This window comes from Comamonas resistens (genome assembly GCF_030064165.1).
In the GTDB taxonomy this organism is placed as follows: Bacteria; Pseudomonadota; Gammaproteobacteria; order Burkholderiales; family Burkholderiaceae_C; genus Comamonas; species Comamonas resistens.
This window is the reverse complement of sequence record NZ_CP125947.1, coordinates 1571710-1590887: the sequence shown is the minus strand read 5'-3', so window position 1 is coordinate 1590887 and position 19178 is coordinate 1571710. Positions and strand designations below refer to the sequence as shown.

Annotated in this window: 16 protein-coding genes; 12 read left to right on the top strand and 4 right to left on the bottom strand. The window is 62.3% G+C overall.

The window, feature by feature from the left end; all coding sequences use genetic code 11:
• The first annotated feature begins 703 nt into the window (after positions 1-703).
• From proV to proX (QMY55_RS07265), 5 genes are all read left to right on the top strand, one after another.
• Entirely contained in the window at positions 704-2005 is a 1302-nt protein-coding gene (proV, locus tag QMY55_RS07285; RefSeq protein ID WP_283487998.1) for a glycine betaine/L-proline ABC transporter ATP-binding protein ProV, read from the top strand.
• Positions 2006-2017: 12 nt separating this feature from the next.
• Positions 2018-3223, top strand: a complete 1206-nt coding sequence (gene proW, locus QMY55_RS07280; protein WP_283487997.1) for a glycine betaine/L-proline ABC transporter permease ProW — start codon at positions 2018-2020, stop codon at positions 3221-3223.
• Between the two features lie 26 nt (positions 3224-3249).
• Positions 3250-4296: a glycine betaine/L-proline ABC transporter substrate-binding protein ProX gene (gene proX / locus QMY55_RS07275; RefSeq protein WP_283487996.1), complete on the top strand. Its 1047-nt coding sequence runs from the start codon at positions 3250-3252 to the stop codon at positions 4294-4296.
• A 93-nt stretch (positions 4297-4389) separates the two neighbouring features.
• Complete coding sequence (gene proX, locus QMY55_RS07270; protein WP_283487995.1) at positions 4390-5478, top strand: glycine betaine/L-proline ABC transporter substrate-binding protein ProX; 1089 nt, start codon at positions 4390-4392, stop codon at positions 5476-5478.
• Between the two features lie 106 nt (positions 5479-5584).
• Positions 5585-6652, top strand: coding sequence for a glycine betaine/L-proline ABC transporter substrate-binding protein ProX (proX, locus tag QMY55_RS07265; protein WP_283487994.1), 1068 nt, complete (start codon positions 5585-5587; stop codon positions 6650-6652).
• A gap of 101 nt (positions 6653-6753) precedes the next feature.
• Here the strand turns inward: proX (QMY55_RS07265) and QMY55_RS07260 are convergent, their stop codons facing one another.
• Positions 6754-7308 carry a hypothetical protein gene (locus tag QMY55_RS07260; protein ID WP_283487993.1) on the bottom strand — a complete coding sequence of 185 codons (555 nt, stop codon included), beginning with the start codon at positions 7306-7308 and terminating at the stop codon, positions 6754-6756.
• An 82-nt stretch (positions 7309-7390) separates the two neighbouring features.
• Between QMY55_RS07260 and QMY55_RS07255 the strand changes: the two genes are divergently transcribed.
• From QMY55_RS07255 to QMY55_RS07235, 5 genes are all read left to right on the top strand, one after another.
• Positions 7391-8086 (top strand): DUF3334 family protein, encoded by a 696-nt coding sequence (locus QMY55_RS07255; protein WP_283487992.1) that lies wholly within the window; start codon positions 7391-7393, stop codon positions 8084-8086.
• Between the two features lie 55 nt (positions 8087-8141).
• Positions 8142-8483, top strand: a complete 342-nt coding sequence (locus tag QMY55_RS07250; protein ID WP_283487991.1) for a hypothetical protein — start codon at positions 8142-8144, stop codon at positions 8481-8483.
• A gap of 327 nt (positions 8484-8810) precedes the next feature.
• Complete coding sequence (locus QMY55_RS07245; protein ID WP_283487990.1) at positions 8811-9284, top strand: MarR family winged helix-turn-helix transcriptional regulator; 474 nt, start codon at positions 8811-8813, stop codon at positions 9282-9284.
• Entirely contained in the window at positions 9274-10488 is a 1215-nt protein-coding gene (locus QMY55_RS07240) for a multidrug effflux MFS transporter (protein WP_407650640.1), read from the top strand. The genes QMY55_RS07245 and QMY55_RS07240 overlap by 11 nt, the downstream gene beginning before the upstream one ends.
• A 17-nt stretch (positions 10489-10505) precedes the next feature.
• Positions 10506-11099, top strand: a complete 594-nt coding sequence (locus tag QMY55_RS07235; protein WP_283487989.1) for an SMI1/KNR4 family protein — start codon at positions 10506-10508, stop codon at positions 11097-11099.
• On the opposite strand, the gene QMY55_RS07230 is transcribed toward QMY55_RS07235, so the two are convergent.
• The 3 genes from QMY55_RS07230 to fumC all read right to left on the bottom strand — a co-directional run bounded on the left by QMY55_RS07230 (position 11054) and on the right by fumC (position 14869).
• Positions 11054-12730, bottom strand: a complete 1677-nt coding sequence (locus QMY55_RS07230) for a SulP family inorganic anion transporter (RefSeq protein ID WP_283487988.1) — start codon at positions 12728-12730, stop codon at positions 11054-11056. The genes QMY55_RS07235 and QMY55_RS07230 overlap by 46 nt on opposite strands.
• A complete protein-coding gene (locus QMY55_RS07225) occupies positions 12727-13371 on the bottom strand; it encodes a ParB-like protein (protein ID WP_283487987.1) in 645 nt (214 codons plus the stop codon). The genes QMY55_RS07230 and QMY55_RS07225 overlap by 4 nt, the downstream gene beginning before the upstream one ends.
• Before the next feature lie 106 nt (positions 13372-13477).
• Entirely contained in the window at positions 13478-14869 is a 1392-nt protein-coding gene (fumC, locus tag QMY55_RS07220; protein ID WP_283487985.1) for a class II fumarate hydratase, read from the bottom strand.
• 241 nt (positions 14870-15110) lie between these two features.
• Here fumC and QMY55_RS07215 point away from each other — a divergent pair, with 241 nt between their 5' ends.
• Positions 15111-17261, top strand: coding sequence for a putative bifunctional diguanylate cyclase/phosphodiesterase (locus QMY55_RS07215; protein WP_283487984.1), 2151 nt, complete (start codon positions 15111-15113; stop codon positions 17259-17261).
• A gap of 327 nt (positions 17262-17588) precedes the next feature.
• Positions 17589-19142 carry a fumarate hydratase gene (locus QMY55_RS07210; protein ID WP_283487983.1) on the top strand — a complete coding sequence of 518 codons (1554 nt, stop codon included), beginning with the start codon at positions 17589-17591 and terminating at the stop codon, positions 19140-19142.
• The last annotated feature ends 36 nt before the right edge of the window (positions 19143-19178 follow it).

Here is a 19178-nt window from a genome sequence, read left to right as displayed (position 1 = left end):
AGCCCCGCATGGCCTGCCATGACGGGGCTTTTTTCATGCCTGCAGGCCATGGTTTTTCCATAAAAGCTGACAAGTTACAAAAAAATAGACCAAATCACCTTCAAACGCTTTGATATCAAGCGCATAAAGCTATCTTTTTTGAGATTCAACCTGTCTTATCGTTACGAAATCATGCGCTGTTTGGCCCGATTGCTTACAGCTAAATTTGACGCATAAAACTCAATTCGATATATTAAAAAGTCATTTACAGCCTGCCTTGCAGGTTATCACCCATTCTTTTGAATGCGGCTGATCCCTTTTTCCCGGCGGAAAAGCAGTGTCCAGCTCCAGGCGCTACGCGCCAGCCGAACACCGCCCCGTCAACCGGGCCGAAACCAGGCTCTGATGCCAAGGCTCTTTCTGGCCGCTGTGCCGGAAATGATCCGACCGAGAAGTAACGCTGCGGTGTGCCCGTCGGTACTCCAACCCAGCCGTTGTGACCCGCTTCTCCAAGCTTTGACGCTCTTGCGCACACCTTGCTGTGCCATCCGGGCGGATTGACAGGCGCTCTCACTGCGCCAACTGCATTGCGCAGCCCGCCCATAAAGGCCGGGCTGAGCTGCGGCATCAGAGCTCATTTTGGCTTGCGCGCCAGCGCCCCACGGCTGTTGCCGGATGTGGGCGCTGGACTGTGTTCCATCTCATCCAAAAGGAGAACGCCACAGTGGCCAAGCAAATCGCTATCGATCACGTCTTCAAGGTCTTCGGCAACGACCCGAAGACCGCTCTCAACCTTGTCAAGCAAGGCCTGGACAAACAGGAAATCCTGGCCCGGACCGGGCAGTCTATTGGCGTGTTCGATGCCGACTTCACCATCGAAGCCGGTGAAATCTTCGTCGTCATGGGTCTGTCGGGCTCGGGCAAGTCCACGCTGGTGCGTATGCTCAACCGCCTGATCGAGCCCACCAGCGGCCGCATCCTGGTCGATGGTCAGGACATCAATGCCCTGAGCGACAAGGAACTGCGCGCGCTGCGCCGCAAGGACATCTCCATGGTGTTCCAGTCGTTCGCACTGATGCCCCACCTGACAGTGCTGGACAACACGGCCTTCGGCCTGGAACTGGCCGGCGTGGACCGAGCCACCCGTCAGCAGCAGGCGCAGGACGCGCTGGAGCAGGTCGGCCTGGGCGCCTGGGGCGCCAGCTACCCTGACGAGCTGTCGGGCGGCATGCAGCAGCGTGTGGGCCTGGCCCGCGCGCTGGCATCCGATCCTTCTATTCTGCTGATGGACGAAGCCTTTTCGGCGCTCGACCCCATCATCCGTACCGAGATGCAATCCGAGCTGCTGCGCCTGCAGGAAATCAAACGCCGCACCATCGTCTTCATCTCGCACGACCTGGACGAAGCCATGCGCATCGGCGACCGCATCGCCATCATGAAGGATGGCGTGGTGCAGCAAGTGGGCACGCCGGACGACATCCTGCGCAACCCCGCCAACGAATACGTGCGCACCTTCATCCAGGGCGTGGATGCAGCGGCCGTGTTCAAGGCCTCCGACATTGCACGCCAGGCGCTGACCGTGATTTCCGAGCACAGCGACCGCGGTTGCCGCGCCGCGCTGCGTCTGCTGGAAGACTCCGACCGGGACCACGCTTATGTGCTCAATGCCCGCAAGCGCTTCCTGGGCGTGGTGTCCTCCCAGTCGCTGCGCGATGCGCTGCAGGGACACGAGGGCATGCTGGGTCTCAAGCACGCCTTCATCCCCGATGTGCAGCCCATCGCCAGCAATACGCCCGTGGCCGATCTGTTTGGCGCGGTGGCCTCGCCACCGTTTGCGCTGCCCGTGGTCGACGAGGACGGCAAATATCTGGGCGTCATCAGCCGCACCACCATGCTCAAGTTCCTGGACCGCGCCACACCGCCCGTGCCGCCGCCCCAGAAGGAAATTCCACCCATCAAGCTGAACCCGCACTTCCAGCCCGGCGCACAGGGCGCAGCCAGCGCCACACCGACCGCAGCACCATAAGGAGGGACCGATTTGACCGATAACGCACTGAACAACCCAAGCACCGAAACCTCGAACGCGGCCTTTGAAGATCCATGGGCAGCAGCCTCTGCACCTGCCGATAGCGGCAACGCCGCAGCCACTGCCGCTCCCGACACCTCCGCGACCAGCGATGTGAATGCCGATCCCTGGGCCGGCAGCGACGCTGCCGACTCCGTCAGCAGCAGCGACTGGCTCGGCACCTCGGCTGGCGGCGATGCTCCCGGCGACGATGGCGGCCTGGCCCATCTGTGGCACCAGATCACGACAGACGGCCTGCCCGTGCAGGACTCCATCAACAACGGCCTGACCTGGGTGGTCGATCATTTCCGCCCCTTCTTCCAGGCCGTGCGCACCCCCATTGATGCCACGCTCAACGGCGTGACCGATGTGCTGCAGACCCTGCCCATGCCGGTGCTGGTGCTGCTGATCGCACTGCTGGCCTGGCAGTTTGCCAGCCGCAAGCTGGCCATAGGCTCAGCCGTTTCGCTGCTGATCGTGGCTTTGCTGGGCATCTGGTCCGAAGCCATGGTGACGCTGGCCCTGGTGCTGACCTCGCTGTTCTTCTGCATCGTGATCGGCCTGCCCGTAGGCATTCTGCTGGCCAGCAGCGACCGCGCACAGCGCTGGACCCGTCCGCTGCTGGACGCCATGCAGACCACGCCCGCCTTCGTCTATCTGGTGCCCGTGGTGATGCTGTTCGGTATCGGCAACGTGCCCGGCGTCATCGTGACCATCGTGTTTGCACTGCCGCCGCTGATCCGCCTGACCAACCTCGGCATCCGCCAGGTGCGCCCAGACCTAGTCGAAGCCAGCCGCGCCTATGGCGCATCGCCCGCCCAGCTGCTGTGGAAGGTGCAACTGCCTCTGTCCATGCCTTCCATCATGGCCGGTATCAACCAGGCGCTGATGCTGTCGCTGTCCATGGTGGTGATCGCTTCCATGATTGCCGTCGGCGGTCTGGGTCAGATGGTACTGCGCGGCATTGGCCGCCTGGACATGGGCCTGGCGACCGTGGGTGGCCTGGGCATCGTGCTGCTGGCCATCGTGCTTGACCGCATCACCCAGGCCATGGGCGAGCCCAAGCGTGGCAGCGCCCGCTGGTGGGCTACCGGCCCAGCCGGTCTGGTGATGCGCATGCTGCGCCCCCAGCAACCGGCTCCCGCGCCCGAGCAAGCCGCTACTGCAGCCAAAGTCTGATGCCAACGAGAACCAAGGAGAAAACCATGAAGACAGCCATCACACCGAACTCCCGCCGCACCCTGGGCCGCTGGATCCTGGCCGGCGCCGCTACTGCAGGCATGGCCCTGGCGGGCGGCGCCGCCTTCGCAGCGGACGATCTTCCAGGCAAAGGCATCAAGGTCCAGCCGCTGAAAAGCTCGATTGCCGAGGAAACCTTCCAGACCCTGCTGGTCATGAAGGCGCTGCAAAAGCTGGGCTACGACGTGCAGCCCATGAAGGAGGTGGAATACCCCACGGCCCACATCGCACTGGCCAACGGTGACGCCACCTTCATGGCCAACCACTGGAATCCTCTGCATGCCGACTACTACAAGAACGCGGGCGGCGACGCCAAGCTCTACCGCAAGGGCATCTACTCGGCCAATGCGGCCCAGGGCTATCTGATCGACAAGAAGACGGCCGATGCCCACAAGATCACCAATCTGGGCCAGCTCAAGGACCCCGAGATTGCCAAGCTATTCGACACCGATGGCGATGGCAAGGCCGACCTGACGGGCTGCACGCCGGGCTGGGGCTGCGAAGCCATGATCGAGCACCAGCTCACGGCCTACAAGCTGCGCGACACCGTCACGCACAAGCAGGGCACGTATTCGGCGCTGATGGCCGACACCATCACCCGCTTCAAGGCCGGCAAACCCATCCTCTACTACACCTGGACGCCCTACTGGGTCAGCAATGTGCTCAAGCCCGGCAAGGATGTGGTCTGGCTTCAGGTGCCGTTCTCGGCCCTGCCTGGCGAACAGGCCGGCACCGACACCAAGCTGCCCAACGGCAAGAACTACGGTTTCATTGCCAACAACCAGCAGATCGTGGCCAACAAGGCCTGGGCCGAGCAGAACCCCGCTGCCGCCAAGCTGTTTGAAATCATCAAGCTGCCCGTGGGCGACATCAATGCCCAGAACTACATGATGAGCCAGGGCCAGAACAAGAGCGCCGACATCGAGCGCCATACCGATGGCTGGATCAAGGCCCACCAGAAGGCTTTTGACGGCTGGATTGCGCAGGCTCTCGCTGCCGCCCACAAGCCCTGAACCGCATCAAGACAACAACGGTGACCGCTACGGCGGCCACCGTTTTTTTATGGGGCCGCCAGGCCCGCTGCATACCAAGGAGAGACAAAAAAGATGAGCAAGACTTTGCAAACCATGACTTCGGCCCGATTCCACCCTGCACAGGCCGCAGCGCAGCGGCGCCAGATGCTGCTGGGCACTGCTGCTGCCGCAATGGGGCTGAACCTATCCGCAAGCTGGGCCGCAGGCCGGAATTTGCCAGGCGATGCGCTGCCAGGCAAGGGCATCACGGTGCTGCCCGTCAAGAGCGCTCTGGCTGAGGAGAACTTCCAGACCCTGCTGGTGATGAAGGCGCTGGAGCAACTGGGCTATACGGTCAAGCCCTGGGAAGAGCTGGACTATCCGCTGATCCATGTGGCCGTGGCCAATGGCGATGCCACCTTCATGGCCAACCACTGGAATCCTCACCATGCCGAGTTCTACAAGCAGGCCGGCGGCGATGCCAGGCTCTCGCGCAAGGGCGTGTATGCAGCCGGGGCCGCGCAGGGCTACATGATCGACAAGAAGACCGCCGAGGCGCACAAGATCACCCACCTCGACCAGCTCAAGGACCCCAAGCTGGCCGCGCTGTTCGATATGAACGGCGACGGCAAGGCCAATCTGATAGGTCCCAACGCAGGCTGGGGCGGCGAGGCTGTGGTGGCCCATCAGATCAAGGCTTTCGGTCTGGAGAACACCGTCAGCTACACCCAGGGCAACTATCCGGCCCTGATTGCCGACACTCTGGCCCGCTTCAAGGCCGGCAAGCCCGTGCTGTATTACGCCTGGACGCCCTACTGGCTCAGCAATGTGCTGCGCCCCGGCCAGGAAGTGGTGTGGCTGCAGGTGCCGCGCTCATCCATGCCCGGCGTGCAGGCCGGCACCGACACCAGGCTGCCCAACGGCCGCAACTACGGCTTTCCGCTGAACAACGAATACATCGTGGGCAACAGGATCTGGGTGGAAAACAACCCCGCCGCAGGCAAGCTGTTCGAGATCATGCAGATTCCCATCAACGACATCAGCCGCCAGAACCAGTTGCTGCGCGAAGGTGAGAGCAAGGCTTCGGACATCAACCGCCATGCGGACGCATGGATCAAGGCTCATCAGAAAACCTTTGACGGCTGGATTGCCCAGGCCAAGGCTGCGGCAGTGAAGTCCTGATTGACCAACGGCGCACCGGACAAGATCCGGGCGCCGTTTTTTATCAACCCTTTCGCTTTCTTCCATGCCGATTTCGGGGTAGGCACCCAGCATCCAAGGAGTATTCATGCACAGCAGCACGTCCGCACATTCCTCTTCCTCTGCACATTCTTTCTGGCAGCGCAAACGCCGCCAGCTGACGGCCTGCACCCTGCTGGCCCTGGGCGCCGCAGCCGTTACGGTGGCGCAGGCCCAGACCGCTTCGACCGAGCTCCCGGGCAAGGGCATCACGGTGCAGCCCATCAAGGGCACGGTGGATGAGGAAATGTTCCAGACCCTGCTGGTCTCACGCGCCCTGGAAAAGCTGGGCTACAAGGTTCTGCCCATGAAGAGTCTGGAAAACGGCACCCAGCATGTGGCCATTGCCCAGGGCGATGCGACTTTCACGGCCACTCACTGGATGCCGCTGCACCGTGCTTTCTATGAGAACAACGGTGGCGACAAGGCCTTCTATCGAGCGGGCGTCTATTCGCGCAATGCGGTACAGGGCTATCTGATCGACAAGGCCACGGCCGACAAATACAAGATCACCAGCATCATGCAGCTCAAGGACCCCAAGCTGGCAGCGCTATTCGACACCGATGGCGATGGCAGGGCCGACCTGACAGGCTGCAACCCCGGCTGGGGCTGCGAGCTGGCCATCAACAAGCATCTCAAGAGTCTGGGCCTGGAGTCTTCCATCACCCATCTGCAAGGCAACTATCAGGCCCTGATTGCCGACACCATCACCCGCTTCAAAACCGGCAAACCCATTCTTTACTATGTGTGGACGCCGTTCTGGGTCAACACCGTGCTGCGTCCCGGCAAGGAGGTGACCTGGCTGGAAGTGCCCAACATCCCCGGCGCCCAGGGCGAAGACAATACCGAGTTGCCCAATGGCAAGAACTACGGCTTCCAGCTCAATCAGCAGTACATCCTGGCCAACAAGGCCTGGGCCGAGAAAAATCCCGCCGCAGCCAGGCTGTTTGCCGTGATGCAGCTTCCCATCGCAGACATCGACGCCCAGAACATGCGCATGCGCCAGGGTGAAAACAGCGCCGCGGATGTCAACCGTCATGTCGATGGCTGGATCAAGGCCCACCAGAAAACCTTTGACAGCTGGCTGGAGCAGGCACGGAGCGCCGCACGCAGATAAGCATCAAATCGGGCTCTGACGCTTATCCAGAAAGTGCGAACAGCTATCAAAAACAAAGAGCCAGCATTGCTGGCTCTCTGTCATGGGTCTCGCCAACAGGCTCAGGGCTTGGGGCAGGCCGTTTTGCTCGACAGCGTGACAAAGCGCTCCACGCGCAGCGCCAGCACCTTGCGCCCCTGCTGGGCCAGCACCGGGTCGCTGGCGGGCTGCTCCACCATGCGGCCCATGACTTCGGCCAGCATCACGGCGGCGGCATTGCCGCGGGTATTCAGATAGGCCTGCTCCAGCAGCACATTGTCCTTCTCGGCCAGCACCGGCACGATCTGGCCCGTGCCGCACTCCTGAAACCTCCCACTATCGCTCTCTAGGCTATAGAGGCCCTGCCAGCGCTCCGTCTGCGTGCTGGGCTTGAGCCCTGTGGGCTCTGCCACAGGAGCCGCTTTGCCCGAGGCCTGGGCAGGCTTGGTCGATGCGCTCTTGCCACTGAGGCTGGACCAGGTCTTGTCCCAGCTCTGCGAAACCTTGTCTGTCATGGATGACATGGTCGAGCAGCCCGCCAGGCCCATCACCACCACCGCACCGGCCGTCAGTTGCCACAGCTTGTTCTGCATGAATACCTCTGCAATCTCGAAAACAGCGCGCACGTTACCAGACATGAGCACGGTGTTCTGGCCTGGCTCAGTTGAATGCAACAAAGTGTTGCATCCATAATCGGAGCTCTGTTGAATCATCACAGCCATGAGCCCACAAAACGCCCCCATCATTCACGGCACCGAAGATGTGCTGATTGCCCTGTGCAACTCCGTCTCGCGCGTGCTGCAGGTCGCCACCCAGTGCCCCATCCAGTATTCGGGCATGGTGCAGCGCATCACCAAAACCAGTCTCAAGCCCGATATCGGCTGTTTTGTACTGATAGACGGCGGCTTCTCGGCCCTGATCATCATCAACTTCTCGGCCGAAGCCGCCATGGAGCTGTACCGCAGCTATCTGCTGTCCATGGGCATGGCCGAGAGCGATCTGGCCAGCGCCTATACATCGGACGATGTCAGCAACGTCATGGGCGAGCTGATGAACCAGGTCGTGGGCGACTTCACCAGCAAGGTGCAGCGCGAGTTGCAAACCCATATCTCGCAAAGTCAGCCCAAGATGATCCGCCTGAACAAGCAGGTCAACCTCAGTGTGGACGCCAACCTCGATGCGCCCGAAGCGCGCCGCGTGACCTTCTACACCGGCAACAACAACATCTTCTATCTGGAGATGGCCGTGGACCACATGGAGTTCATCAAGATCAAGGACTTTGAGGCCCAGGAAAAACCGGACCCCGATCTTGTCATGGCCCAAACCCGTGAAGCGCAGGCTCAGCAAGCGCCTGCCGCTATCAATACCGCTGCAAACAGCGATACCGAGGATTTGCTCAAATCCTTGGGCCTGTAATACAGCACGCAGCAAGCGGAACTAGCATGGTGTCCCCGTCCCGAAGGAGCACACCATGCGCATCGCCCTCCTGCCCCTGATCTGCTGCAGCCTCGCGCTGGTTGGCAATGCGGCCCATGCACAGAAGGCCCGTTGCATGAATGCCAATGGTGTGGGCTACGAGTGCAGCGGCAGTGCGGCCCGGGCCTATGAACAGTCGGCACTCTCGGGCCCAGGCCAGCAGCGCAGCCTTCATATCGACTTCAGCAAAGTGGGCCAGCATGAGAGCAGCAATATGTCTCGGTACAGGCCCAGTGGCAGCAGCACGCCTGCAGAGCCTGTTCGCCACAAGAGAGATCCCATGGATGCCTGGCCTTCTGCACTGCCATCGGACCCTGCCCACAAGCTAAAGCCCTGACCCGCGGCTTATCCGGGACCTCGAGACGCTGTGCAATCCAAGGCCGGATACAGACCACCCGCTGGTGCGCCCCCCAAAGGGCCCCACGCTCTTGGCTAAAGGCCGTTTTGCCCGGGCTCTTGAAGTCCGCCACGCAATCACCTTGACCGGAGTCACTGTCCCAGCCTAGCTGACGGACTCTGTCTGTTTGCTCGCCAACCGGTTTGTCTATGCAGGCAGACGAATGCGCAGTCAATCCGGGCGCGGCTCTATATCCCCTTGTCACAACGCATGAAAGAATGCTTTGCAATAATTTGAATACCAACTATTTGAATTGCATCATTCATCATGTCCAGATCCACTGCCCTGCCGGAGCGCCAACGCCAGCTCATGTTCACCATGGCCCAGGTCAACAAGCAGTGGCGACGCACGCTGGACAAGGCTCTTGCTCCACTGGGACTGACACAGGCCATGTGGCTGCCGCTACTGCATCTGGAGCGTGACAGCGGGGCCATGCGGCAAAAGGATCTGGCCCACTCACTGGCGCTGGACAGCTCCTCCGTCGTGCGTCTGATCGACGGTCTGCAAACCCAGGGCTGGGTGGAGCGCATTGATGACACGGACCGCCGTGTCAAACGCATACAGCTGACCTCGGCCGGTCGCGCCCAGGTGGAGGCCGTCAAGAAAGTGGTGGCCCAGATGCGTACCGAGGTAATGCAAGAGGTACCCGAGGAGCTGCTTGACCCCATGCAGGCCGCTCTGAACACCATGCTCGATCGCATGGCGGCGCTGGAGTCGGAAGAGCCCTCCGATGAAAACTGAAGCCATTCATCCAGCCATGCAATCGTCGACTTCCTCCATACCCAAAGCGCCCCTGTGGCTGCTGGCCATCGTCACCATCGTCGGCACCCTGGCCATGCATATGTTCATCCCGGCCCTGCCCGATGCGGCGCGACATTTCGGGGCGAGCAACGCCCAGATGCAGCAGACCATCACGGTCTATATCGTGGGCCTGGCCGTCGGCCAGCTCATCTATGGCCCCATGTCGGACGCACTGGGCCGCCGCCCCATGCTGCTCACCGGTTTGTGCCTCTACACCGCAGCCAGCCTCTGGGCAGCACTGGCCCCCTCAGCATCCATGCTGGTCGGAGCCCGCCTGTTTCAGGCATTGGGCGGTTGCGCCGGGCTGGCACTGGGCCGGGCCATCGCACGCGATACGGCCACACCCGAGACAGCCGTGGGCAGCCTGGCTCTGCTCAATCTCATGATGATGATCGGCCCCGGCGTGGCCCCATCCATGGGCGCCGGGCTGGATGCCGTCTTTGGCTGGCGTTCCATCTTTGCGGCGCTGACACTGATGGGCCTGCTCACGACCCTGGGTGTGTGGCGCCTGCTGCCTGAAACCGGCAGGCCCACGGGCCAGCTCGACTGGCGCAAGGTGCGCGACGACTATCGCACCCTGCTGAGCTCCCCCCAGTTCCTGGGTTTCGCCATTGGCGGTGGCAGCGCCACCACCTCCATCTACGCCTTTATCGCCGCCGCACCTTTTATCTTCATGGACCAGTTGCATGCCAGCAAATCGGAGGTCGGCCTCTACCTGGGCCTGTTGATGGCGGGCATGGCCGTGGGTAATGCGCTGGCGCGCAAGCTGATTCAGCATTTGCCGGTGGAGAGGTTGATGCTGAGCGGCAATCTACTGAGCCTGGTCTGCGTTGCCCTGCTGTTGCTGCTAACGCTCACCCACCATCTCAGCGTGCCAGTTCTGGTGGGCATCATGATGGTCTATACCCTGGGCTCGGGCGTCACCAGCCCGGCGGCTCTGACCAAGGCGCTGGGCGTGCATACCGACCTCACCGGGTCTGCAGCAGGCGTCTACGGCTTTTCACAAATGGCCGTCGGTGGCCTGTGCACGCTGGGCGCAAGTCTGGGCAACAATCCTGCCCTGTCCGCCTTCACCGTGCTGACGCTGGCCTGCATCGTGGGACAACTCGGCTTTCGCAGCGCTCTGCGCGTGAAGACGGCCTAACCGTCAGAAAGAGACATATGAACCCAGACCTCCGCCAAGACCTCCAGCACAACTGGAGCCGCATCGCCCGCTGGTATGCCGCAAACACGCCGCAAGGCACGCTGGTCTTGGCCGAAGGCGCGTCCGAGGACGAGATTGCAGAGCTCGAGACCGCCCTGGGCCTGCGCCTGCCCGACGATCTGCGCCACTCATTGAGCCTGCACAACGGCGCGGCCAACGAAGGCTATCTGCTCTATCACGGCGAGTTGCTCTCCACGGCCAGAATTCTGGAGCTCTGGCAGATGTATCGCGACATGCAGCACAACGAGGGCTGGGGCCAGGGCAGTGACTACCAGACCGACGAGCTGCAAGGCCCCATCCGTCCCGTCTATTGGGATGGGCTGCGTATTGCGCTGACCGACAATTCGGGCGATGCCGCCATGCTGGACCTGCAACCGGCGGAAGGCGGGCAGGCTGGCCAGATCATCGAATTCGACGGCGAGGTCGGTCCGAGGACGGTTCTGGCACCCAGCTTTTCGGCCTGGATCGCGCAACTGGCCGACGAGCTGGAGCAAGGCAAGCATGTCTATATCGAAGACGCAGGCTGTGTCGCCCCTCCCGGCACCTGGTGAGCCGCTGGCAGCTGAAGCAGGGCGCGCACCGCATCATCCACACTCCAGGCCAGGTAGCTGTCCGGGCTCAGCCCCGCAATCTGCACGCGCTGCAACAAGTCCCGCACCCCATCCTTGACGCGTGCCAGACGCAGTTGCACCCCAGCCTTGGCCAGCTGGCCGGCCAGCTCCGTCAGCGCTTCTATGCTGGTGCTGTCCAGGTCAGGGCATTCCTCCAGGCTCAACACCACGGCCTGCAGGCCCGGCCTGCTGCGTACGCGGGCACTGATCTCGGCCATGACCGCATCGGCATTGCCAAAGAACATGCGCTCCTCGGGCCGCACGATCAGCAAGCCGGCCACGGGCAGAGCCTCCGGGTGGGTCTGGCGGTCCACGAAATCATGGCCGTCCGCCAGCCGCCCGAGCTCGCTGACCCGGGCCTGGGCCATGCGCTTGAGCAGCATGGCGATGCTGACCACCATGGCCAGCAGCAGACCGTCGAGCACGCCCAGCACAATGACGGCGGCAAATGCGGTAAGCGCCACCGTGCGGTCCCGCCTCCAGGCAAAGTAGGGCTGCAGCACCTTCCAGTTGAGTGAATGCGCTACGGCATGGATGACGATGGCCGCCAGCATGGGCTCGGGAATGCGCTCCATCCACGGCAGCAGCTGCCATATCAGCAAAGCCACCACGGCGCAGGCAATCAGGCCTGCTGCCTTGCTCTGCGCACCCGCCGTCTCGTTGGCAGAGCTGGCTGAAAACCCTGCCCCCACGGGCAAGCCCTGAAACAGCGCCGAGGCAATATTGGCACCGCCCAGGGCCAGCAGGTCGCGGTTGGCCGAAACTGCATCGCCGTGTCGCAGGGCCAATGAACGAATGGAGCTATAGGACTCGGCATACAGAATCAATGCCAGAGCCACTGCGAGCTGCCCCACGCGCAGCCAGTCGGCCCAGTCCAGCTCGGGTACGGCCAGATGGGCACTGCCCAGTTGCAGCGACCCCACCGGCACTATGCCCCAGGCGTTGCAGTAGCCCGATGCATCCAGCGCAATGCCTGCGGCAATCACCAGCAAGGCACCGGGCATCGCCTTCCAGCGTGCCAGCAGCCTTAGTGCCAGCAAGGCAGCCACCAGCATGGCCAGCCCCCGCCAGTTCCATTGCGGCAGCAGCCCCAGCAAGTCCCAGCCGAAATGCAGAAAATCACTGTGAGCCGGGTGCACACCCACGGCCAGGGGTAGTTGCTTGACCACAATGGTCAGCGCCAGGCCAATGGCAAAACCACGCAGCACCGGTTTGGCAATGAACTGGGAGATGGCGCCCAGCCGCAGCAAGCCTGCCAGCACAAACACAATGCCTGCCACCAGCACCATGCCCACACCCATGAGTGCGCGATGATCGGCCGTGACATGCTGTACCGAACTGGAAGCCGCAAGCAGCACCGCCGCCGATGAAGAGGTGGAGGACACAATCGCAAAGCGGCTGCGCCCCAACAAACCATAGACCAGCAGGCCTGCGAACAGCGCAATCACCCCGGCCTGGGGCGGTGCTCCCGCGATGCCTGAGTAAGCCACGGCCTCGGGCAGCAACAGGCCTGCGATGGACAGACCTGCAATCCAGTCTGCCCCCGTAGGTGTCAGGCGCGGGGTCCTCATGTCGACTGGTGAAAGGTGCCGGAGACTCCGGACCACCCCGGCAGAAACTGCGCCTTGGGACCGCGAGCCAGAGCCACGGCTTCCACCACAAGCGACTGCGGCAAACCCTGCCCGCCCTTGGCGCTCAGATCCGACTTGCGAAACAGCGGCCTGAAGAAATCGGCCCAGAGAAACTCGGTATAAGGTGAGGAATCCTTGGCATAGCCTCCTGCCTTGCGCACTTCCCCGGCCAGACTGCGGTAGGGGTCGTCCTTGAGTTTGCTCAATATCTTGGGAATGGCGGAAAACTCGCAGCGCAGGCCTTTTTCGTTATACGGGTGGGCCCAATGGTGAAACTCCATCAAGCGCCAGAACATATCCAGCTCCAGCGTGCTGTAATCGGCCAGCTGCATGACCCAGACGGTTTTGACTTCCTCGTGCACAAGCGCCTGCCCCAGGTGATGGTGGTCCACGATGAAGAACTGGTTTCTGGGCCCCTTGACCGCCGGGAACCAGTGGCTGAGCAGCAATTTGTCCCGCGCCTTGGACTTGAGCTGCGCCCATTGCGAGCGCTTGAGCGCCACCTCCGCCGCGCCCACCGTCATCTGCGTGGGACGCAATTCTGTGACCGGAACCTGAACCAGGTGCTGCTGTGCGGGCATGGGAACTCCAGCGATGAACATTGCAGCATTGTGTGAACGGCTTTTGAAAAAGAAAAGAGCCCGTCATACGGGCTCTTGAAGCATTTTCACAGCAGGCGAAGCTGGCTTACAGATTTCCCACCATATGCTCGGGCACCACCCACTGGTCGAACTGCTCGGCCGTCACATGGCCGCTGGCAATGGCGGCCTCGCGCAGGCTCGTTCCTGCCTTGTGCGCCTTTTTGGCGATGAAGGCCGCCTTGTCGTAGCCGATATGGGGGTTGAGGGCCGTCACCAGCATCAGCGAACGGTCCAGCAACTCGGTGATGCGCGCACGATTGGGCTCTATGCCCACGGCGCAGTGGTCGTTGAAGCTGACCATGCCATCGGCCAGCAGACGCACGCTTTGCAGAAAGTTATGCGCCACCAGCGGGCGGAAGACATTGAGCTCGAAATTGCCGCTGGCCCCGCCAAAATTGATGGCCACATCGTTGCCAAAGACCTGGGCGCAGAGCATGGTCATGGCCTCGCACTGGGTGGGATTGACCTTACCCGGCATGATGGATGAGCCGGGCTCGTTCTCGGGGATCGACAGCTCGCCCAGGCCGCTGCGGGGGCCCGATGCCAGCCAGCGCACATCGTTGGCAATCTTCATGCAGCTGGCGGCTACTGTTTTAAGAGCACCATGCGCATGCACCAAGCCGTCACAACTGGCCAAAGACTCAAACTTATTGGGTGAGGTGACGAACGGGTAACCGGTGATCTGCGCCAGTTCCCTGGCCACCCCCTCGGCATAGCCCTTGGGCGCATTCAGGCCCGTGCCCACGGCCGTTCCGCCCAGCGCCAGCTCGTGCAGATGGGGCAATGCCGCGCGCACATGTGCTTCGCCATGTGCTAGCTGAGCCACCCAGCCCGAGATTTCCTGGCCCAGCGTCAGCGGCGTCGCATCCTGCAAATGGGTGCGGCCGATCTTGACGATGTCCTTGAAAGCCACGCTCTTGGCCTGCAGCGTGGCACGCAGCCTGGCCATGGCCGGCAGCAATTTTTGCTCGATGGCCGCAACGGCCGCCACATGCATGGCTGTGGGATAGACATCGTTGCTGGACTGGCTTTTGTTCACATCGTCGTTGGGATGGACCAGACGCGATTCGCCGCGCTCGCCGCCCAGCAGCTCGCTGGCGCGGTTGGCCAACACCTCGTTGACGTTCATATTGGTCTGCGTGCCCGACCCCGTCTGCCAGACCACCAGCGGAAATTCATCGGGATGCTTGCCGGCAACGACCTCCTCGGCCGCCGCGACAATGGCCTGGGCCTTTTTCGCGTCCAGCAAACCCAGTTGCTGATTGACGGTGGCCGACGCCTGCTTGACCTGGGCCAGCGCCAGAATGATCTCGCGCGGCTGATGCTCGCCGCTGATGTCGAAGTTCTGCAGGGAGCGCTGCGTCTGCGCGCCCCACAGTCTGTCTGCCGGAACCTCTATCGGTCCGAAGGTATCTTTTTCCTGGCGCGTCACGGTCATGGTGTTACTCCTTGCGATACGAGTCGGTACGGCGGCCCGGAAAATCTGGCCGCCGTGATATCAAGCTCAGCCCCATGCTAGCGCAGGCTCTGGCGATGAAGGCAGGGGGTACAACATCCCTGCGCGGGCAGAGGGCTGTAATAGGTAGTTACATTAGCTCCCGTTCGGCCCTGACAACGGACAGCCTTGCTGGACTGCCACATCAATGCTCATCGACTTTCCCCTCGTTGCCACCACTTTCATGACATCGGACTACAACGCGGTCCTGGTCGCGGTGTCCGTGATCATTGCCGTGTTCTCCTCCTTCGTCACGCTGGGGCTGGCCCGGCGCGTGCGCATGGCCTCAGGCAACCTGGGCCGTATCTGGTGGTCTATAGGCTCCATGGTGATGGGCACTGGCATCTGGGCCATGCACTTCATCGGCATGCAGGCCTTCGAGCTGCCCATACTGCTCGGCTATAACGGCCTCATTACGCTGCTGTCCTGGCTGGCAGTGGTTGTGGCCTCGGGCATTGCACTGGCCGTGGCGGCGCGGCCCGACTACCGGTGGCCGCAGTTTCTGACCGCTTCGCTCTTCATGGGTGGCGGCATCTGCGCCATGCACTACCTGGGCATGCATGCGATCGAGCTGACCCTGCCCATTGTCTGGGACTGGGAACTGGTCATCGTCTCGGCCCTGATTGCCATACTGGCCTCGGCCACGGCACTCAATCTGTTTCGCGTTCTGCACTCCCTGACCGGCAGGCAGCTATGGCTATACCAGACCCTGGCGGCCCTGGTCATGGGCGTTGCCATCTGCGGCATGCACTACACCGGCATGGCTGCCGCGCATTTCGCGGAAGGCAGCATCTGCCTGACGGCCAATGCTCTGGGCGGTCCGGAGCTGACGACCATCATCGTCATCACCACCGCCATGCTGCTGATCGCGGCCCTGTTCAGCACTTTGCTCGATGCAAGGCTGCAGAGCACGGCGTTCCGGCTCAATCAGTCGCTTCAGGACAGCAATACCCAGCTGCAAAAAGCCAATGCCGAGCTACAGCAGCGCGCTTTCACGGACCCGCTGACCAACCTGCCCAACCGCCTGCTGTTTGAAGACCGGCTGGCCCACGCCCTGCTGCGCATGGGACGCAGCAATCACCAAAAGGTCAGGGAGCGCGCCGGCGTGCTGTTCGTCGATCTCGATGGCTTCAAGCCCATCAACGACTCCTTTGGCCATGCATCCGGCGATGAGATTCTCAAAAGCGCGGCCGAGCGTCTGGCCGCCCAGGCACGCACCAGCGACACCGTGGCACGCGTGGGCGGCGATGAATTCCTCGTGCTGCTGGAAGATGTTCAGGACGTGGCCGCCTGCATGGCCGTGGCCAGGCGCATTCTCCAGGCCCTGTCCGAGCCCTTCCATCTGGGCGGCAAAGAGTTGCAGATCACCTGCTCCATCGGCATCGTGGTCTTTCCCGACCATGGCGTGGGCGACCACCTGATCGCGCATGCCGACGCCGCCATGTACGCCGCCAAACGCAACGGCGGCAACAGCATCGTGGTCTTTGAGCCCCATATGGGCAGCGATGCCAGCGCCCAGCTGGAACTGCAGAACGATCTGCGCCATGCCATTGCACGCGGCCAGATCACGCTGCACTATCAGCCCAAGGTCGACGGCTCCAGCGGCAGCATCATCGGCGTGGAGGCACTGCTGCGCTGGGTGCACCCCGAGCGCGGCATGATCAGCCCGGACACCTTCATTGCCCTGGCCGAGCGCTTCGGCATCATCCTCGCACTGGGCAACTGGGTCATTGAGGAGGCCTGCCGCCAGCTCGCCCAGTGGCGTGCACTGGGCCTGCACATGCGCGTAGCCATCAATCTGTCCGTGCACCAGCTGCGCGAGACAGGCCTGGCCCAGCGCATTGCCACGGCCCTCCAAAACCATGGCGTCGATGCCGACCAGCTGCTGTGCGAGATCACCGAATCCATCGCCATGGAAGACACCCTGGCCACGCAGCGCACCTTCGAAGAGCTGCGCGACATCGGCGTCTATCTGTCGATCGACGACTTTGGCACCGGCTACTCCAGCCTCAACTACCTGCGCCAGCTGCCCGCCCAGCAGCTCAAGATCGACCGCAGCTTCATCCGCGACCTCGAAACCGAGGAAGACGCCCGCGCCGTAGTCCAGGCCGTGGTGGGCCTGGCCCATGCACTGGGCCTGCGCGTGGTGGCTGAAGGCGTGGAGACCGCCGGCCAGCGCGATATCCTGCTGAATATGCGCTGCGACGAACTGCAAGGCTATTTCTACGCCAGACCCATGCCTGCCGACATGCTGCTGGCCTGGGCCCGCGGCGACAAGCCTGCGGGAACTGCGGATTTCTCGGACTCCGTATTCGGTGGGCTGGCACCGGCCTGATTCACTACCGACCCGCGGCGGCTATGTGAGTTGTGAGCTGCCCGGCCAGCAGGCCTCGTGAAGTTCTGCGCAACTCAGCGCTCAAAAGAATCATATAAAAACAGCCTCAACCACATACCCATCAAGCGCCTGAAGCTATCATAATAAAAGCAATCACATTCCCCTGGAGCACATGCACCGGGCAGATGCAGTAAGCTGGCACACAGCCAAGTCCTATATAAGACTAGTCGGCTTTGACCTGTAAAGGCCCATGCTTGGGCCGATAATCAGCAGGTGAGCCGCGCGCACCCCACACGCGCACATTGCAACCCCCGAGAAGCTTTCACGATGACCACCTCCATCCGCCAGCAGGACCTGATCGATTCGATCGCAGGCGCCCTCCAGTACATCAGCTACTACCACACACCGGATTTCATTCAGCACCTGGCCCGTGCCTATGAGCGCGAGCAAAGCCCTGCGGCCAAGGATGCGATGGCGCAGATCCTGACCAACTCCAAGATGTCGGCCACCGGCCAGCGCCCCATCTGCCAGGACACCGGCATCGTCAACGTGTTCCTGAAGGTCGGCATGGACGTCAAGTGGGACGGCTTCACCATGGGGCTGGAAGACGCCATCAACGAAGGCGTGCGCCGTGGCTACAACCACCCCGACAACACGCTGCGCGCCTCCGTCGTGGCCGACCCCCACTTCAAGCGCAAGAACACCAAGGACAACACGCCCGCCGTCATCAACGTGCAGATCGTGCCCGGCAACACCGTGGAAGTGACCGTGGCGGCCAAGGGCGGTGGCTCCGAGAACAAGTCCAAGATGATCATGATGAACCCCAGCGACGACCTGGTCGACTGGGTGCTCAAGACCATCCCCACCATGGGTGCAGGCTGGTGCCCTCCCGGCATGATCGGCATCGGCATCGGCGGCACGGCCGAGAAGGCCGTCCTGCTGGCCAAGGAAAGCCTGATGGAAGACCTGAACATGTACGAGCTGCAGCAAAAGGCTGCCAGCGGTGCAGAGCTCGATGACGTGGAAAAGCTGCGTCTGGAGCTGTTCGAGAAGATCAACGCCCTGGGCATCGGCGCCCAAGGCCTGGGCGGCCTGACCACGGTGCTGGACGTCAAGATCAATATGTACCCCACGCACGCGGCCTCCAAGCCCGTGGCCATGATCCCCAACTGCGCAGCCACCCGCCACGCCCACTTCGTGATGGACGGCAGCGGCCCCGTGTACCTGGACGCGCCTTCGCTGGACACCTGGCCCAAGATCGACTGGGAACCGGACTACAACAAGTCCAAGCGCGTGGACCTCAACACCCTGACCAAGGAAGAGGTCGCCAGCTGGAAGCCCGGCGACACCTTGCTGCTCAACGGCAAGATGCTGACCGGCCGCGATGCCGCCCACAAGCGCATTCAGGACATGCTGGCCAAGGGCGAAAAACTGCCCGTGGACTTCACCAACCGCATCATCTACTACGTGGGCCCCGTGGATGCCGTGCGTGATGAAGCCGTCGGCCCCGCCGGCCCCACCACGGCCACCCGCATGGACAAATTCACCGACATGATGCTGGAAAAGACCGGCCTGATCGCCATGGTGGGCAAGGCCGAGCGCGGCCCCGTCGCCATCGAGAGCATCAAGAACCACAAGTCGGCCTATCTGATGGCCGTGGGCGGCGCCGCCTATCTGGTCTCCAAGGCCATCAAGCACGCCAAGGTCGTGGGCTTTGAAGACCTGGGCATGGAAGCCATCTACGAGTTCGACGTGGTCGACATGCCCGTCACGGTGGCTGTGGACGCCGGCGGCACCAGCGCCCACATCACCGGCCCCGCGATCTGGAAGGAAAAGATCGCCACGGGCGAGTTCAAGGGCATCTCGGTTGCCGGCGCATAAGCTTTGCTGCGCGGATACCGCTTGAATCCAAGAAAC

Bases quoted from the DNA above. Each gene is read 5' to 3' on its own strand.
- proX (WP_283487996.1), top strand. From the start codon at position 3,250: ATGAAGACAGCCATCACACCGAACTCCCGCCGCACCCTGGGCCGCTGG.
- fumC (WP_283487985.1), bottom strand. From the start codon at position 14,869: ATGACCGTGACGCGCCAGGAAAAAGATACCTTCGGACCGATAGAGGTT.
- QMY55_RS07235 (WP_283487989.1), top strand. From the start codon at position 10,506: ATGAACCCAGACCTCCGCCAAGACCTCCAGCACAACTGGAGCCGCATC.
- QMY55_RS07230 (WP_283487988.1), bottom strand. From the start codon at position 12,730: ATGAGGACCCCGCGCCTGACACCTACGGGGGCAGACTGGATTGCAGGT.
- QMY55_RS07225 (WP_283487987.1), bottom strand. From the start codon at position 13,371: ATGCCCGCACAGCAGCACCTGGTTCAGGTTCCGGTCACAGAATTGCGT.
- QMY55_RS07250 (WP_283487991.1), top strand. From the start codon at position 8,142: ATGCGCATCGCCCTCCTGCCCCTGATCTGCTGCAGCCTCGCGCTGGTT.
- QMY55_RS07260 (WP_283487993.1), bottom strand. From the start codon at position 7,308: ATGTCTGGTAACGTGCGCGCTGTTTTCGAGATTGCAGAGGTATTCATG.
- proX (WP_283487995.1), top strand. From the start codon at position 4,390: ATGAGCAAGACTTTGCAAACCATGACTTCGGCCCGATTCCACCCTGCA.
- proX (WP_283487994.1), top strand. From the start codon at position 5,585: ATGCACAGCAGCACGTCCGCACATTCCTCTTCCTCTGCACATTCTTTC.
- QMY55_RS07255 (WP_283487992.1), top strand. From the start codon at position 7,391: ATGAGCCCACAAAACGCCCCCATCATTCACGGCACCGAAGATGTGCTG.
- QMY55_RS07245 (WP_283487990.1), top strand. From the start codon at position 8,811: ATGTCCAGATCCACTGCCCTGCCGGAGCGCCAACGCCAGCTCATGTTC.
- QMY55_RS07240 (WP_407650640.1), top strand. From the start codon at position 9,274: ATGAAAACTGAAGCCATTCATCCAGCCATGCAATCGTCGACTTCCTCC.
- QMY55_RS07215 (WP_283487984.1), top strand. From the start codon at position 15,111: ATGACATCGGACTACAACGCGGTCCTGGTCGCGGTGTCCGTGATCATT.
- QMY55_RS07210 (WP_283487983.1), top strand. From the start codon at position 17,589: ATGACCACCTCCATCCGCCAGCAGGACCTGATCGATTCGATCGCAGGC.